This window comes from Stenotrophomonas terrae, from assembly GCF_039674165.1.
GTDB lineage: Bacteria > Pseudomonadota > Gammaproteobacteria > Xanthomonadales > Xanthomonadaceae > Stenotrophomonas > Stenotrophomonas terrae_A.
The window spans coordinates 50797-66722 of record NZ_JBDJMY010000004.1 but is presented as its reverse complement, the minus strand read 5'-3'; the positions used below and the strand labels follow the sequence as shown (position 1 = coordinate 66722).

The window sequence follows — 15926 nt, the reverse complement described above, 5'->3', positions numbered from 1 at the left end:
GCGTCAGCCGCGAAGCAGATAGCGTCACCGGCCCCGCCATGCGATTCACTGCGCGGTAGGTGTCTGAAAGATTGTCTGCTTCGCGGCTGACGCCGCTCCTACAACCGCAGGCACAACTAGTGCAGGCCTCGCTCCAACTCCTGCAACTGCTGCTGTGCACGCGCCAGCGATTGCCCGGACAGGCTATCCAGCAGCCGCTGCAATCGATGGCTTGCCGGCACGCGTCGCATCATCCAACGTGCTGCAGCAACGCTGCCCAGCATCACCACCACGCCGAACCCCAAGGTGCCAAGGAACCACGCCGGCGCCATCGCATACAGGTCCAGTCCCAGCCACTGCACGCACAGGCATTGCAGGGCCAGCAGCCATAGCCAGAACCAGGGCAGGCCAAGGCCAAGTTCGGTGAGCGCAGTGAAGCGGCGCAGGCGGGCCAGCCGTTGTTGCTGGATCAATACCGGTGCCGCAGCCATATCCACATGCCTGGCGAGCAGGGCGCGGGTGATCGAGACCCAGATCGCGGCGATGGCATACACATGCAAGGCCAGCCCGGCCAACAGCAGCTGCGGCACCTGCCGGTGTTCGACCCAGAAGCCGGCAGCCAGCACGGTCACCCCGATCCATACCAGCAACCAGGCCAGCTGCAGGCCACCGAACCAGCGCAGGCGGCGCCGCACGGCGTGCTGTCGTGGTTGCTGCCAGGCCTGCAGGGCGTGTGCTTCCAGCTGATCGATACGTTGCGCCTGATCTGCCCAGGCGGCTTTGAGTTGGTCCAGTTGCATGTGCTCAGTCTCGCTGGGTGGGTGTGGGTGGGACGGGGTCGAACTGGCTGCGCAGTTGCTGGCGCAGCCGGTGCAGACGGGTAGCGGCATTGCTGGCACTGATGCCGAGTACTTCGCCGATCTGGCGGTGGCTGCAGTCATCCAGATGCAGCAGCAACAGCGCCCGGTCCAACGCCGGCAAGGCGTGGATCAACTGGTTGAGCTGGGCCAGGCTTGCGCTGTCCTCGGCCTTGTCGGCGACGCTGGCCTGCGCGTCATCGAGGGTGACGTCGCTGTGGTAATGCCGGCGCAGCTCACGGGCGCGCAGCTGCGAGATGGCGATGTTCAGGGCGATGCGGTACAGCCAGGTGCTGAACTGTGCGCGCTGCGGGTCGAAGCCGGGAAACGCGCGCCAGGCCTGGGTGCTGATCTCCTGGATCAGGTCGCTGCGGTCCTCGCGCTGCGTGCAGTAGCCACGCGCAACCTTGAGCACGATGCCCTGATGCTGTGCCAGCAGGTGGGCAAAGCGCTGTTGCAGATCGGCAATGGGGTCGGTCGCAGTGATGTCCATGCCCGGGTGATTCGCACCAGCGCAGGAAATATCACAGGCGCGCGTCGATTACCCGGCAGGCGGCCAGTCAGTCGGCCGGCAGCACCTGGTTGCGGCCGACACGCTTGGCTGCATACAGGGCCTGGTCGGCACGTTGCAGCAGGGCCTGCAGGGCTTCGCCGGGCTGCGCCTGGGCAACGCCGGCGCTGAAACGCACCTGCACCCGCTGTTCTTCGTGCAGGAACGGGCGCTGTGCCAGCTGCTGCTGCAACTGGCGCAGGGTTTCCAGGGCGGCGGCGCGATTGAGGCCGGGCAGCACCAGCACGAACTCATCGCCGCCGAGCCGGGCCAGGCAGTCGCGGCCGCGCAGGCGCTGCTGGGTTACCGCCACCAGATGGCGAAGGGCCTGGTCGCCGCCGGCATGGCCGTGCTGGGCATTGGTCTGGCCGAAGTGGTCCAGATCCAGCATGGCCACGCTCAACGGTGTGTTGGTGTCGGCCAGTAATTCGCCCAGCTGCTGCTCAAGCCCGCGCCGGTTCAGGGCGCCGGTCAGGGGGTCGGTACGCAGCTGGCTGCCGGCTTCTTCCAGCTCGCGTTCAAGCTGCTGCACACGCTGCTCGGCGGCCTTGGCCTCGGCGCGGGCATTGGCCAGGTGGTCGCGTGCACGTGCCGCCTGCGCCTGTACCCGCGCGGTGTCCTGCAGCACGTCCTGCAGCAGCTGGGTGAGGTCGGAAATGCTGCGGGTCTGGCGTACCGCGATGGCATAGCTGGCAATGCGGTCATGGAATTCGCCGGTTTCGGTGACCATGCCGTCCACCTGCTGCACGAAGTCCACCATCAGGTCCTTCATCGCCTGCTTGGATTGGTCGATGCCTTCGCGCAGCAGCCCTTGCCGGTAGATCACCTCGCGCAGATCGTTGCGTGTCTGCTCCAGTGAACTGGCGTCCAGCGGCCCGGCCAGCAGCTGCCGGATCGAACGGATCTGGCCCTGCAGCCAGCTGTCGCCATCGAGCAGTTCGGCGATGTTTTCCAGCAGCATGTCGAACAGGTTGAGCAGCAGGTCGCGCTGTTCCTGCAGGCTGCTGCTGCGCACGCCAACCTGGTGGCAGAGCTCGCGCAGATGCACGGCGACCGGCTGCAGCGGCTGGCCGCTGCGCCAGTTGCGCAGTTCCTCGCCCATGCGCTGGGCCTGCTGCTCCAGCTCCGGCGACTGCTGCATCAGGCTGGCCAGCACCGCGCCGAGGGTATCGCGCAACATGTCGCGCAACTGCTCGGCCTGGCTGTTGTGGGTGTTGCTGGATTCCAGCTCTACCGTGCGGATGTATTTGTCGATCAGCTGCCGCAACAGCCGCGCGTAACGCTCCCAGTCCTTCTCGGCGTGGGCACTGTGCAGGCGCTGGCCCATGTCGCCCAACTCGCCGGGCAGGGTGCACATGCCCTGGGCGAATGCCGCCAACACTGGCTCCGGCGCGTTGGCACCGATAAACAGCCGCTGCAGCATCGCCGCGCCCGCGCCGCCACTGGCGACGAGTTCCACGGCCGCTACCGGCGGCGGCGTGGGCCGGCGCGCCAGGATGCGCCCCAGTCCGCTGCTGCGGGAGGGGGAAGAGTCGTCGGGGCTATCGGCCATTGCGAAGAGGTCCGGGCGGGTTGTGGCCGCGCCTGTGCGCAACCGGAGGTGGTATCCAAGCCCCATTATCGGCAAGGTAACAGCGGGCTTGAATTGCAGCAGATCACAGGAGCACATCATGCGGGTATTGCTGGCTGGCGCCACCGGCCTGGTCGGGGCGCAGGTATTGCAGCGGTTGCTGGCCGACCCGCGCTGCAGCGCGGTGATCGCGCCAAGCCGGCGCGCGCTGGCGCAAACGCACGCCCGGCTGCTGAACCCGGTGCTGGATTTCGAGGACCTGGCCACTGTGGCAGGCGGTTGGCAGGTGGACGCGGCCATCTGTGCCCTGGGCTCGACGATGAAGCAGGCCGGCTCACGCGAGGCCTTCCAGCGGATTGACCATGGCTACCCACTGGCCATCGCACGGGCGGTGCGCGGCAATGGCTGCGAGGTGTTCGCGCTGAACTCGGCGGCCGGCGCCAACCCGCGCTCACCGTTTTTTTACAGCCGGGTCAAAGGTGCCTTGGAGCAGGACCTGCGCACGCTGGGGTTTGCCTCGTTGACCCTGGTCCGCCCGGGCCTGATAGGCGGCGAACGTGCGCAGCGGCGCGCCGGTGAGCACCTGGCCAGTGTGGTGTTGGGAACGCTGGCGCCGGTATTGCCGCGCGCATGGCGGATCAATCCGGCCACGCGGATTGCCGATGCGCTGGTCGAGGCGGCCTTGAGCCCGCGCCCGGGCGTGCGGATCGTGGGCTCGGCGGAGCTGGTGTGAGGCCGATAGCCTTGCGTTGTGGGAGCGGCGTAAGCCGCGAAGCCAGATGATTTGTAGGAGCGGCGTAAGCCGCGAAGCCCTGGATCTGTGACGGCGCAAGCTTCGCGGCTTACGCCGCTCCTACAAACACCCGCCTACGGCTTGCTTACGCCGGCAGCGACTGCCCGCCATCCACTGCCAGCACCTGGCCGGTGATCCAGCGCGCCGCTGGCGAGCACAGGAACACTGCCGTGCTGGCCACATCCTCGACATTGCCAAAGCCGCCGAACGGGATCTTGGCGCGGATATGTTCGTAGAGTTCCGGTGCGCTGCTGCGGCGCTGGTCCCACAGGCCGCCCGGGAACTCGATCGAGCCCGGTGCCAGTGCGTTGACCCGGATGCTCTCGCGCGCAAGCTCGGTGGCCAGCGACACGGTGTAATAGTTCAGTGCGGCTTTTGCGGCGGAATAGGCCGCCGCGCGCGGCGTGGGTACCGAGGCATTGATCGAGCTGATGTTGAGGATGGCCGGCAGCGTGCTGTGGCGCAGATGGGGCAGGGCGGCGCGGCTGGCGCGCACCGCGGCCATCAGGTCGATATCGAAACCGGCCTGCCAGCTGGCATCGTCATTGCCGTTGCCATAGCCGGAGGCATTGTTGATGAGAATATCGACACCGCCCAGCGCGGCTGCGGCGGCATCGATCCAGGCGTGGATCTGCGCCGGATCGGCGAGATCGCATTGCTGCGTGTGCGCGGTGGTTACACCTTCGCGCAACAGCATTTCAGCGGCCTGCTGCAGCGCCGCTGCGCCGCGTGCGCAGATGCTGAGGTTTGCCCCTTCGCGGGCAAAGGCAGCAGCGATGGCCAAGCCGATGCCACGGCTGCCGCCGGCAACCAATACACGTGCATTGTGTAGAGAAACAGGGGGATTCATTGTTGCGCTTCCGATAGACCCAGGCCGCACATTATCCCCGTGTCGTTGCGCAGCGGCGACGGATGCAGCGCTGCCCGCTCGGTCAGGGCAGGCCGGGCACGTTCAATGAAGCGAACAAGGTGTTCTGTGCTTTCTTGGCCATCGAGCGCGGCACCTTGGCGATGAAGGTGTCGCCGGTGAGCGCAAGATCACCCCTGAGGATGAGTCCATTGACCTGGGTATAGCTCTTGACGCTGTACTTGTTGCCGTCCTGGGTGACTTCCAGGTACATCGGCGAGGTCAGGATGTTGTTGCCCTTGCGATAGACGCGGGTGCCGTCGATGTCCCTGACCTGGCGGTAGCCATGTGCACTTGCCCAGGCATCAACTTTGGCCAGCACGTTCTCATCGGAGCTGAAGGTGGTGATGTCGTGCGGCCTGCCGCTGTTTTTTGCCATCAGCGCGAGGATGTTGATGGCGGCCAAACCGCCCAGACCGCCCACAATCATTCCGGTGATCAAACCCATGCTGTTCGCTCCTTGAAGTTGAACGCGCATTGCAACACATCACAACGCATGAAGTCGTGAAAAAAGTTCATCACTTCCAGGTAGTGGGTACTGGGCCACGTTCCGGATGTTTCATCTGCACGATGCAGAAGCGGTGGCCGGTCGGGGCTTCCATCACCCACCAGCGTTTGATCTTGCCGATGCGGCGTGCGCCGAGTGCTTCAAGCCGGTCTGCTTCAGCGTCGATATCGTCAGATTCGATATCCAGATGCACACGCGGTGCATGTTCAACGCGCTGTACCTCGACATGCAGCTCAGCCGGTGCGCCTGACAGCTCGGCGTACTGCGCACCATCGTCTTCGGTGTAGGCGGGCTCGGCATGCAAGCCGAGTGCGGGCGCCCAGAATGCGGCGGCGGCATCGCTGTCGGTGCCCTGGCAATCAATGATGAAACCGGCCAGACGGCTGCGGTGGCTCATGCGGATGCTCCGGTGGCAGAGGAGCGCAGCGTACACCGGCTATCCGGGCGCGCGTGTTATCGCGCTGTGGCCGACGCGCGCTGGGCCGCTCAATCGCCATGCGCTGATGCACAGTGCGGCGTACACACTCCATTCGGCCAGGCGTTGCAGCAGGCCGCGCCATGGCTGTAGCGGTTCCAGCCCCATCAGCGCAAACATCAGCAACCAGAACGCGGCCAAGGCGATCCACAGGGCGCGCGTGGCAGGGCGGATTTCGGAATTGGTGGCCAGCAGAATCAGCCCAAGGGCGGTGCCAAGATAGGTGAACACGCCGAGCAGGGTATGCAGCGATTGCGACAGACTGCCGCTGTTGGGGCAACCAGGATCGCAAGGTGCCAGCGCCGACCCTATCCACGCCAAGGGCTCGAACATCAGCAGCCAGTAGCCGAGCCGGCTGGTTCCAGTGACCGGCACTATCGCGGCAAACGACCACAACAGCATTGCTGCCAATACTCCAACCGGAACGAAGCCGAAAAGACTGATCAGCTGCGCATGCGCGCTGCCGCTGGCGCCGAGTTCGCTGATGTATTGCGACAGCGGTGAATAGCCGGGCTTGAGCGCGGCGCCGCCAAGCAGCATCAACAGATACATGGCGACAAACAGCAGGATCAGGCAACGGCGGCTGCGCATTGTTACACCCACTGTCTGTTGGGTTCAGCGGACCCGGTCGGCGAGGAACAATTCAACCTTGCCGCAGCTCGGGCAGGCATGCAGGTCGAACTCTTCGCGGTTGACGAACAACTCGCTGATGTCACCGAGCAGGAAGGGCATGGACTGCGAACCCTCATGAAAGCGCTTGCGGCCGATGAACTCCATGCGCATGCCAGGGCAGCGCGGGCATTCGATCAGACGCGGTGGCTGTGTCCAGGACGTGCTTTCTTCGCGTTGATAGCCGCGTGGCGGTGGCGCGCCATCGGCATGGGTGCCGCATTTCCAGCACTGGTCGAATGTGTCTTCGTTGATTTCCTTGCAGTTGCTGCAGGTCCAGGTGCCCATGGCGGTCTTGATGGCGGGTGTGGGTAGGGCAATCGTAGCGCTCGATGTGTGGGTTCGGGTTACCGGTGGGTGATGTTTGGTTGAAGATCAAAAGCTGCCCTCACCCCAACCCCTCTCCCGCAGGCGGGAGAGGGGCTCGCAAAGCTTGCGCTCGCAGTGCATTAGCCCCTCTCCCGTTCACGGGAGAGGGGTTGGGGTGAGGGGAAGCTTCAAGCAAGCAAACCCAGAGCAAACCCAAAGCAAACCAAATCAAGCAAAAACCAAGCAAGCAAACCCAAAGCAACCCCAAACCCAGCACAAAAAAAGGCCCGCATCGCTGCGGGCCCGAATTCACACTGCGAAAACTATCAGTGAACCTTGGCCAGGTCATCAATCAGCACGCGCAGGAAGCGCGCCGCTTCGCCGCCGGTGCAGGCGCGGTGATCGAAGGTGACCGACAACGGGATGACCTTGTGGGTTTCAATGCCGCCCATCACCGGGGTGACCTGGAAGCGGGCACGGCCGGCGGCGACGATGGCCACGCATGGCGGCACGACAACTGGCGTGGCGTAACGGCCGGCGAACATGCCGAAGTTGGACAGGCTGATGGTATAGCCGCTCAGTTCCGAGGAGGCGATCGAGCGGTCTTCCACCTGCTGGCGCAGACGGTTGATGCCTTCGCGTACGCCGCGTGCATCGAGCATGTCGGCGTTGCGCAGGGCCGGTACGAACAGGCCATCGTCGGTGTCCACGGCAATGCCGATGTCGACCTGGGCGTGCAGGGTGCGGGTGAGGTTGTCACCGTCGAACCAGGCATTCATGGCCGGCACGGCCTGGCAGGCGCTGACGATGGCGCGGACCAGACGCGAGGTCATGTCGTTGCCCGGCGCCCAGGCGTGGATGTCGGCGTCGTCGCTGAGCGTGGTCGGCACGACCTTGCTGTGCGCATCGGCCATCACCCGCGCCATGTTGCGGCGCACGCCCTTGAGCGGCTCCGGCTGGCCCTTGGCAACCACGCCCGGAGGGGCAGTGCGCATCGGCTTGCCAGCAGCGGACAGCGGGGTGCGGGCGCTTGAGCCCCTCTCCGCCTGGGAGAGGGGTTGGGGTGAGGGTACGGCAGCTGCAGTGGAGGTCGGACCCTCACCCCCAGCCCCTCTCCCGGTGGGAGAGGGGAGCAAAGTCGACGGATTCGCCGCGGCCTGCTTCACATCATTCATCGTCACCGCGCCTTCGGCGCCGGTGGCACGTACGCGGGCCAGGTCGACGCCCAGCTTGCGCGCCATCGCACGCACGGCTGGTACCGCCTTGACGCCACCGACGGCCACGGCCTGTTCGGTGTGCACGGCATTGGAGCTGACCATGGCGCCGACCACGGTGCCTTCGTCTGCCCGTTCGGCGGCAGCGGTGGCCGGCGCTGGAGCCGGCGCAGCGGCAGGTGCGGCTTCAGCCGGTGCGCCGTGGTGATGGCCGGTGTCCTGACCTTCGGCGCGCTGCGGCAGGTTGGGGTCGAGCTCGAAACTGGCCAGTACGTGGCCGGTCACCACGATGTCACCGGCAGCGCCGGCCAGCTTCAGCACCTTGCCGGAGAACGGCGAGGGTACTTCGACCACGGCCTTGGCGGTCTCCATCGATACCAGCGGCTCGTCGAGCTTGATGACGTCGCCTTCCTTGACGAACCACTCAACGATGGTGGCGTCCGGCAGGCCTTCGCCCAGATCGGGCAGGTTGAAATTCTTGGTCTGGCTCATGTGCAATTCTCTTCCAGCAATTCAAGTTCGCGCGCCGGCAGCCAGCCCTGCGCGCCATCGGCGCGTTCGGACCACCACCAGCCACCATGTTCGTGATGCAGCCGTACCTGCTCACCGCGGTCAACGTCCAGCTCGCGGGCGCTGTAGTCACGCAGCGCTTCGGCACGGCCATTGTCCAATACCCGCACCCAGGCCACCGGCGCCCAGCCGGCGCTGCCTTCGCTGGTTTTCACCCAGGCGAAGGCGGGCCATTCCTCGTCGCGTACACCGAGCTCGACGATCTGCCCGGTACGGAACTGCAGGGGATTGCGGTATTGGCTGCGGTAGCTGCCAATCAAACGTGCCAGCATGTCAGCCCACCGCGACCGCGCGCTTGGCGGCGGTCACAATCCGCTCGACACTGGGCAGATACTTCATTTCCAGGCGGAACAGCGGGATGTGGGTGTCATAGCCGGCAACGCGCTCGACCGGTGCCAGCAGGTCGTAGAGCGATTCTTCGGCCAGGCGTGCGGCGATTTCGGCACCAAAACCAGCGGTCTTCGGCGCTTCCTGCACGATCACGCAGCGGCCGGTCTTGGCCACCGACTCGGCGATGGTGGCGAAATCCAGCGGACGCAGCGTGGCCACGTCGATGACTTCGGCACTGATGCCTTCGCCGGCCAGCTTGTCGGCCGCTTCCAGTGCTTCCTTGACCTGTGCGCCCCAGGTGACCAGGGTCACGTCGGTGCCGTCACGCAGCACGAAGCACACGTCCAGCGGCAGTGCCTCGCCGTCATTGACGACCACTTCCTTGTACTGGCGGTAGATGCGCTTGGGTTCCATGTAGATCACCGGATCCGGCTCGCGGATCGCCGCCAGCAGCAGGCCATAGGCGCGCTGCGGGCTGGACGGCAGCACCACGCGCATGCCCGGCACATTGGTGAAGATGGCTTCGTTGGCTTCGCTGTGGTGTTCCGGTGCACGGATACCACCGCCCCACGGCACGCGCAGCACCATCGGGCAATGCAGGCGGCCACGGGTACGGTTGCGCAGGCGTGCGGCGTGGCAGATCAGGTGATCGACCATCGGGTAGACGAAGCCGTCGAACTGCGCTTCGGCCACCGGCTTCATGCCCTGTGCGGCCAGGCCGACGGTGAGGCCGGCGATGGTGGTTTCGTCCAGCGGGGTGTCGAGCACGCGCTGCGAGCCGAACTGCTGCTGCAGGCCGGCGGTGGCGCGGAACACGCCGCCGTTGACGCCCACGTCTTCGCCCAGCACCAGCACCGAGGGGTCGTGTTCCATTTCCCAGGCCAGCGCCTGGGTGACGGCTTCGATGAGGGTGATCGGGGTGGCGGTCATCGGGTTGTCTCCGCTGTTGCTCGCCGCGCTGTGCGCGACGCCGTGATCGTGGCTGGCCGGGGTGACCGTTGCGCTGCGCTTGATGTCATCCATGGCGCTGCTCCAGAGCGATGGCGGCTGCACGCTGCGCCAGCAGGTCCGGCGGCGGATCGGCATATAGATAGTCGAACATGGCTTCGACCGGCTGCACCGGGCAGCTGAGGTAGGCGTTGACCTCCTCATCCACGCGGGTGCCGCATTCGGCGATCCAGTTCTTTTCTTCTTCTTCGCTCCACACGCCCTGCGCGGTGAGGTACTTGCGCAGGCGGATCAGCGGTTCCTTCAACCAGGCCGATTTCACTTCGGCATCGTCGCGGTAGCGGCGTGCGTCATCGGCGGTGGTGTGGTCGGACAGGCGGTAGGTGAGCAGTTCCAGCACCGTGCCACCTTCGCCGGACAGGGCGCGCTCGCGCGCCTGTTCCATCGCGGCCAGCACCGCGATCAGGTCGTTGCCATCCACCTGTAGGCAGAACAGGCCGCCGGCCAGACCCTTCTGGGCCAGGGTTTCGGCGCCGGTCTGGGCCGAACGCGGCACCGAGATGGCCCAGCCGTTGTTCACCACGCACAGGATCAGCGGCAGCTTGTAGGCGCCGGCCGAGTTCACCGCAGCGTAGAAGTCGGTCTTGGAGCTGCCGCCGTCGCCGCAGACGCTGACCGCCACCTGCGGCAGGTTGCGCAGCTTGAACGACAGCGCCGAACCGGCCGCATGCAGGCACTGGGTGGAGATGGGTACGCAGATGGGGAAATCGCGGACCGCGTCACTGTCGCGGTCGTAGTCGCTGCCGCGCTCGTCGCCGCCCCAGTACATCAGCACGTCGCGCGGGCGCACGCCGCGCATGAACATGGCGCCGTACTCGCGGTAGCTGGGGGCGAACACGTCGCCGGACTTCATGGCGGCGCCGATGCCGACGTGGGCGGCTTCATGGCCCAGGCAGGAGGCAAAGGTGCCGAGCTTGCCGGTGCGCTGCAGCGCCACGGCCTTGGTGTCGAACACCCGGGTGGCCAGCATCTGCTTGAACATCGGCAGCAGCGAGCGCGGGTCACGCAGCGAGGCGGGGAGATCGTCACGTACCAGGTTGCCGTCGGCATCGAGGTACTGCAGATAATTGATTTGGAACTGGGCGGAAACCGTCATTGCAGCAACACCTTAGACAGATGGTTTCAAATGATAGGAATTGCACATGGTAAGGACTCCCTTCGAAAAAGCCGTCCTGCGCCGCAGCAAGATTGACCGGGTACAGGGCGGTTTTGTTCCGCCGGGCTCAGCATGGGCGAGCAAACGCAACGTATTCAGGCTGAAAGCACACAAGCGGCACATTGTCGCGCCGCTTGGCTTCAAGCGTGTTTCGAGTCCGTTTGCGCGGGAAGACGGGTAGTGCCGCGCCCGGCTCGGCAGGGGGCTCTACCACGAGCGCCCATGTCGTGCCGACCCATGGTCGGCAGGGGCTCCACCAGGAATGCCCCAGCCGAGCACGGCTCGGCTCTACACCTCAGCGCCGCGGTTTTTTGTGGGAGCGGCGTAAGCCGCGAAGCTGGCACCGGATCAGTCCGCGAAGGGCTTACCCCTCCCCAACCCTCCCCTTTGCCTGTGGCAAAAGGGAGGGGCAGATGGCGTGGCCTGCGTTACCCTTGCCGCCCCATCCGATGGCCAGGCCGATGACCGTAGAAAAGAACCAGCGTGAGCTCGAAGCCGGTATCCATACCGACCTGCAGGGCCGGCTCACCTACGGCGGTTACCTGCGCCTGGACCAGCTGCTGAGCGCCCAGCAGCCACTGTCCAACCCGCCGCACCACGACGAAATGCTGTTCATCATCCAGCACCAGACCTCCGAGCTGTGGCTCAAGCTGCTGGCCCACGAACTGCGCGCGGCGCGCGGCCACATGCAGCGCGACGAGGTCTGGCAGTGCCGCAAGGTGCTGGCCCGGGCCAAACAGGTACTGCGCCTGCTGACCGAGCAGTGGGCGGTGCTGGAAACCCTGACCCCCTCCGAATACATGGGCTTCCGCGATGTGCTGGGCCCGTCCTCGGGCTTCCAGTCGCTGCAGTACCGCTATATCGAATTCCTGCTGGGCAACAAGAACGCCGACATGCTCAACGTGTTCGCCCATGATCCGGAAGGGCAGGCGCAGCTGCGTGAGGTGCTGGAAGCGCCCAGCCTGTACGAGGAGTTCCTGGCCTACCTGGCGCGCTTCGGCCATGCCATCCCGGCGACCTACGAAGGCCACGACTGGACCCAGCCGCATGTCACCGACCCGGCCCTGCGCCAGGTGTTCGAGAACATCTATCAGGACACCGACCGCTATTGGCGTGAGTATTCGCTGTGCGAAGACCTGGTGGATCTGGAAACCCAGTTCCAGCTGTGGCGCTTCCGGCATATGCGTACGGTGATGCGGGTGATCGGCTTCAAGCGCGGTACCGGCGGTTCCAGCGGCGTGGGCTTCCTGCGGCAGGCACTGGAGCTGACCTTCTTCCCCGAGTTGTTCGAGGTGCGCACCACCATCCGGGCCGACGCCTGAGACCGCCGTCAGGGTTGAAAACCCAACCTATTCAGAAACTTGCGCAGCGCCCGCGAGCGGGTGCTGATGGCCTGGCACATGCCCGGCGCAGGCGTTGGTTGCAGCAGTATGTATTTGACGTGAAGCCGACGCTTCTGTGATCCTCGCCCGTCGCGCCGGTTCCGGCCGACTTTTTGTATTTGCCCAAACCATCAGGGGACACCGCATGAGCGCTGCCGCGCCGAATTCCGCATCAACCCCGGCGCCCGTGCCGGAGTTCAAGACCACCCTCGGCCATCCGCGTCCGCTCTGGATGCTGTTCATGACCGAGTTCTGGGAACGCTTTGCGTTCTACGGCATCCGCTGGGCGCTGGTGTTGTACATCGTGTCGCAGTTCTTTGGCGGCGACGCCAAGGGCGAGGAATCGGCCAGCCACACCTACGGTGCCTACCTGGCACTGGTGTATGCGGGCGCGATTTTTGGTGGTTATGCCGCCGACCGGATCATTGGTTACCAACGCTCGATCCTGATGGGCGCGGTGATCATGGCGGCCGGTCTGTTCATGATCGCCATTCCCAACCACCAGATTTTCAACCTCGGCCTGGCCACGATCATCGTCGGCAACGGCCTGTTCAAGCCGAACATCTCCACCATGGTCGGCAAGCTCTACAAGCTGGATGACGAACGCCGCGATTCGGGCTTCACCATCTTCTACATGGGCATCAACATGGGTGCGATGATCTCGCCGATCCTCACCCAGATCCTGGCTGAGAAGGTGTTTGGCACCGTGGCCATGCCGGCCTACAAGATGGTGTTCATCGCCTCGGGCATCGGCATGCTGATCAGCCTGGTGTGGTTCCAGTTCGAACGTCACCACCTGAAGGGCATCGGCGCGCCGCTGCCGGACAAGCAGGGTAGTGGCCCGGTGATCAAGACCGCCATCGCCTGCCTGGTTGCCATCCCGGTGATGTACGGCCTGCTCAATGCCGGTGCCAACGTGTTGCAGGTGATCCTGACGGTGATGTTCATCGGCCTGGGCATCATGCTGCTGATTGAAGGCGTGCGCGAAGGCAAGGTTGCGCGCAACCGGGTGATCGCGATGCTGATCATCTTCACCTTCAACGTGCTGTTCTGGATGTTCTTCGAACAGGCCGGCAGCTCCTTCACCTTCCTGGCCGATCGCATCGTCGACCGCCAGTTCGGTGACTGGACCTTCCCGACCGCGTGGTTCCAGTCGGTCAACTCGGTGGCCATCATCACCTTGGCGCCGATTCTGGCGTGGCTGTGGGTGCGCCTGGGCAAGGCCAATCCGTCGATCCCGCGCAAGTTCGGCCTGGGCCTGATCTTCAACGGCCTGGCGTTCCTGCTGCTGATGTTCGCCCTGTCCAGCCTGCTCGAGCCGGGCACCAACAAGATCCCGTTCTGGACCCTGTTCGCGGTCTACTGGATCCAGTCCATCGGTGAGCTGTGCCTGTCGCCGATCGGTCTGTCGATGGTGACCAAGCTGGCACCGGTGCGGCTGGTCGGTTTCGCGATGGGCGGCTGGTTCCTGTCCACCGGCATCGGCAACAATCTGGCCGGTCTGTTCGCCGGCCACGTCAGCGGCGCCGGTGGCATGACCGTACAGTCGGCCCATGCCGGTTACACGATGGGCTTCTGGATCCTGATCGGCGGCGGCGTGCTGCTGTTCCTGATCGCCCCGCTGGTACAGAAACTGATGCACGGTGTGAAGTAAGGAGTTACGCGATGAAACTGCTGTTCGGAATGGTTCCCCTGTTGCTTGGCGTGGCGCTGGCTGGCTGCAATCAACCACCGCCTGCGGCACCGGAAAAGGTGCAGCCACTGGATACCTCCGAGCAGAAGGCGCCGGTGGCCGACACCAGCCAACCGGTGGCCTCGGGCAATACCCCCACCGCAGCGGATATCGCTGCGGTGGCTGGGCTCAACGCGCAGTTCGACCCGGCCCGCGACCCGGCTGCGGATCTGGAAACGGCCAAGGTCGAGGCCCAGCGTGGTGGCAAGCGGATCATGTTGGATGTGGGCGGCGAGTGGTGCTCGTGGTGCCACCTGCTGGACACCTTCATGGAAGGTGATTCGGAGCTGCGCCGCTTCCGCGATGCCAATTACGTGTGGATGAAGGTCAACTACAGCCCGGAGAACGAGAACGCGAAGTTCCTCTCGCGCTTCCCGCAGATCAAGGGCTACCCGCATCTGTTCGTGCTGGACGCCGAAGGCGAGCTGCTGCATTCGCAGTTCACTGGCGATCTGGAGAAGGGCAAGGGTTACGACCGTGCCAAGTTCGATGCCTTCCTGAAAGCATGGGCACCGCCGGCGAAGTAAGCCTGCGATGTGATTGAACGAAAACGGCGCCGAAAGGCGCCGTTTTTCGTTGCCCCCTCCCTTGCGCATCGGGTTGGGGAGGGGTGCCTTTGATTTTGCTGTTTGCTGTTTGCTGGAAGTAAAGCCAAAGCACCCCTCCCCAACCCTCCCCTGCGCGATGCGCAAGGGAGGGGGCAAAGCAACAGCCTTCATCTTCATTTTGTTCGCGTGCGGCCGCTAACGGATCAATCCCTCTGCATCCGGCTCATCGCCCTCACTCATCATGCAGCCAGTTGCCAGCTCCGATTCCAGCACCGCCGTGACCGCCGAACAGGACCTGTCCGGCACCAGCCTGCCCACGGTGGACGAACTGCTGGACGAAAGCGCGGCGCCGGACGACCCCGCGCCGCCGCCGCGCTACCGGCTGCCGCAGGCCGCGGTACCGCCGAACATCATGTTGCAGTCGGCAGTGACACGGCTGGTCGAGCAGAAGGAACAGATCGACCAGCTGGCGCGCAACGGCCTGCTCGCTGGTCTGCTGCCGCCGGAATGGAGTGCATCGCCCGGCAACGAGCTGCGCGCCTTCGTCGCCAGCGTGGTGCCGTTCGCCTCCGACAGCGTGCGCGGCGAAACCGTTGCCGCGCGGGTGCCATTGAAGTTCCTGCTCGGGCATTCGCAGCGCTGGGGCAAGGCCGACGTGGCCGAGCCCAATTCCTTGTCGGCTTTTCTGGCCAGCGATGAGCGCGCCAACGGCGGTGCCAGCGATCACGCCGAGGTCATGCTGCTGTCGCCGCTGGGCCTGGGCTGGGCGCAGAGTGGGCGCAGCCGGGTCGGCTTCCTGCGCACGATGGGGGTGGAATCGATGGCCGCGCGGGTCACCGCCTTGCCGTATCCGGCGCCGGAGCAGCTGGCGTTGTACCAGGTCAATCATGATGGCCTGACCCAGTTCTGGTGCGTTATGGACAAGCGGCGGCTGCGCGCGCTGCCGGTGCCCGCCTTGTCGCTGCCGCTGTTGACCGCTTATGGCGTTGCCGCGCCGCAGGCATGGCCTTCGAATTGGCCCGATCCAACCGAAGTTGGCGCGGCCTTGGCCTTGGCGCGGATGGGCAAGGCGGCTGCCGAGGTTGACCTGGTCAAGCTTGTGGACAAAATCGGACGTGACCAGGCCAACGACGCCTGGACCGGCGCCAGCCTGATGCAGCTGCACACCTGGGTGCCGCGCTGGCGGTTCTTCCTGGCCTCGTTCATCGGCCTGCCGGCCGGCCTGTTGCTGCTTGCAGCATTGGCCTTGCCCGGCCGCGTGGAAGCGGCGGCGGTGGCTGCGGCATTGGGTTTTGCAGGTGGTGCGATCGCGGCCCTTGCCGCGCCGTGGATCTATGCGCGGCGCAAGCACCTGAGTTGATCGTCGGTG

17 protein-coding genes are annotated in these 15926 nt (G+C 65.1%); 5 read left to right on the top strand and 12 right to left on the bottom strand.

From position 1 onward, the window contains the following. Positions 1-116: 116 nt before the first annotated feature. The 3 genes from ABE493_RS02975 to ABE493_RS02965 all read right to left on the bottom strand — a co-directional run bounded on the left by ABE493_RS02975 (position 117) and on the right by ABE493_RS02965 (position 2938). Positions 117-779, bottom strand: a complete 663-nt coding sequence (locus tag ABE493_RS02975; protein WP_346497132.1) for a hypothetical protein — start codon at positions 777-779, stop codon at positions 117-119. Between the two features lie 4 nt (positions 780-783). Then, positions 784-1329, bottom strand: coding sequence for an RNA polymerase sigma factor (locus tag ABE493_RS02970; protein WP_346497130.1), 546 nt, complete (start codon positions 1327-1329; stop codon positions 784-786). A gap of 67 nt (positions 1330-1396) precedes the next feature. Then, positions 1397-2938 carry a GGDEF domain-containing protein gene (locus ABE493_RS02965; RefSeq protein WP_346497128.1) on the bottom strand — a complete coding sequence of 514 codons (1542 nt, stop codon included), beginning with the start codon at positions 2936-2938 and terminating at the stop codon, positions 1397-1399. Between the two features lie 118 nt (positions 2939-3056). Between ABE493_RS02965 and ABE493_RS02960 the strand changes: the two genes are divergently transcribed. Then, complete coding sequence (locus ABE493_RS02960; protein WP_346497126.1) at positions 3057-3689, top strand: NAD-dependent epimerase/dehydratase family protein; 633 nt, start codon at positions 3057-3059, stop codon at positions 3687-3689. Positions 3690-3834: 145 nt separating this feature from the next. On the opposite strand, the gene ABE493_RS02955 is transcribed toward ABE493_RS02960, so the two are convergent. From ABE493_RS02955 to pdhA, 9 genes are all read right to left on the bottom strand, one after another. Further along, entirely contained in the window at positions 3835-4599 is a 765-nt protein-coding gene (locus tag ABE493_RS02955; protein ID WP_346497124.1) for an SDR family NAD(P)-dependent oxidoreductase, read from the bottom strand. Between the two features lie 82 nt (positions 4600-4681). Beyond that, positions 4682-5104, bottom strand: a complete 423-nt coding sequence (locus ABE493_RS02950; protein WP_346497122.1) for a hypothetical protein — start codon at positions 5102-5104, stop codon at positions 4682-4684. Positions 5105-5174: 70 nt separating this feature from the next. Further along, positions 5175-5561: a VOC family protein gene (locus ABE493_RS02945; RefSeq protein WP_346497120.1), complete on the bottom strand. Its 387-nt coding sequence runs from the start codon at positions 5559-5561 to the stop codon at positions 5175-5177. Between the two features lie 39 nt (positions 5562-5600). Beyond that, a complete protein-coding gene (locus ABE493_RS02940; RefSeq protein ID WP_346497118.1) occupies positions 5601-6230 on the bottom strand; it encodes a DUF998 domain-containing protein in 630 nt (209 codons plus the stop codon). Between the two features lie 24 nt (positions 6231-6254). Next, the gene (locus ABE493_RS02935) at positions 6255-6596 is read right to left on the bottom strand and encodes a hypothetical protein (protein ID WP_346497117.1); all 342 of its coding nucleotides are present in this window, start codon (positions 6594-6596) and stop codon (positions 6255-6257) included. Positions 6597-6943: 347 nt separating this feature from the next. Then, entirely contained in the window at positions 6944-8323 is a 1380-nt protein-coding gene (locus ABE493_RS02930; RefSeq protein ID WP_346497115.1) for a dihydrolipoamide acetyltransferase family protein, read from the bottom strand. After that, a complete protein-coding gene (locus ABE493_RS02925; protein WP_346497113.1) occupies positions 8320-8673 on the bottom strand; it encodes an SH3 domain-containing protein in 354 nt (117 codons plus the stop codon). Before ABE493_RS02925 ends, ABE493_RS02930 begins: the two co-directional genes overlap by 4 nt. 1 nt (position 8674) lies before the next feature. Further along, complete coding sequence (locus tag ABE493_RS02920) at positions 8675-9754, bottom strand: alpha-ketoacid dehydrogenase subunit beta (protein ID WP_346497111.1); 1080 nt, start codon at positions 9752-9754, stop codon at positions 8675-8677. Further along, positions 9747-10835, bottom strand: coding sequence for a pyruvate dehydrogenase (acetyl-transferring) E1 component subunit alpha (gene pdhA, locus ABE493_RS02915; protein WP_346497109.1), 1089 nt, complete (start codon positions 10833-10835; stop codon positions 9747-9749). Before pdhA ends, ABE493_RS02920 begins: the two co-directional genes overlap by 8 nt. A gap of 521 nt (positions 10836-11356) precedes the next feature. Between pdhA and ABE493_RS02910 the strand changes: the two genes are divergently transcribed. The 4 genes from ABE493_RS02910 to ABE493_RS02895 all read left to right on the top strand — a co-directional run bounded on the left by ABE493_RS02910 (position 11357) and on the right by ABE493_RS02895 (position 15917). Beyond that, entirely contained in the window at positions 11357-12217 is an 861-nt protein-coding gene (locus tag ABE493_RS02910) for a tryptophan 2,3-dioxygenase (protein ID WP_346497107.1), read from the top strand. A gap of 205 nt (positions 12218-12422) precedes the next feature. After that, complete coding sequence (locus ABE493_RS02905; RefSeq protein WP_346497105.1) at positions 12423-13931, top strand: peptide MFS transporter; 1509 nt, start codon at positions 12423-12425, stop codon at positions 13929-13931. 11 nt (positions 13932-13942) lie between these two features. Beyond that, positions 13943-14536 (top strand): thioredoxin family protein, encoded by a 594-nt coding sequence (locus ABE493_RS02900; protein WP_430980701.1) that lies wholly within the window; start codon positions 13943-13945, stop codon positions 14534-14536. A gap of 262 nt (positions 14537-14798) precedes the next feature. Beyond that, a complete protein-coding gene (locus tag ABE493_RS02895) occupies positions 14799-15917 on the top strand; it encodes a hypothetical protein (RefSeq protein ID WP_346497103.1) in 1119 nt (372 codons plus the stop codon). Positions 15918-15926: the final 9 nt, after the last annotated feature.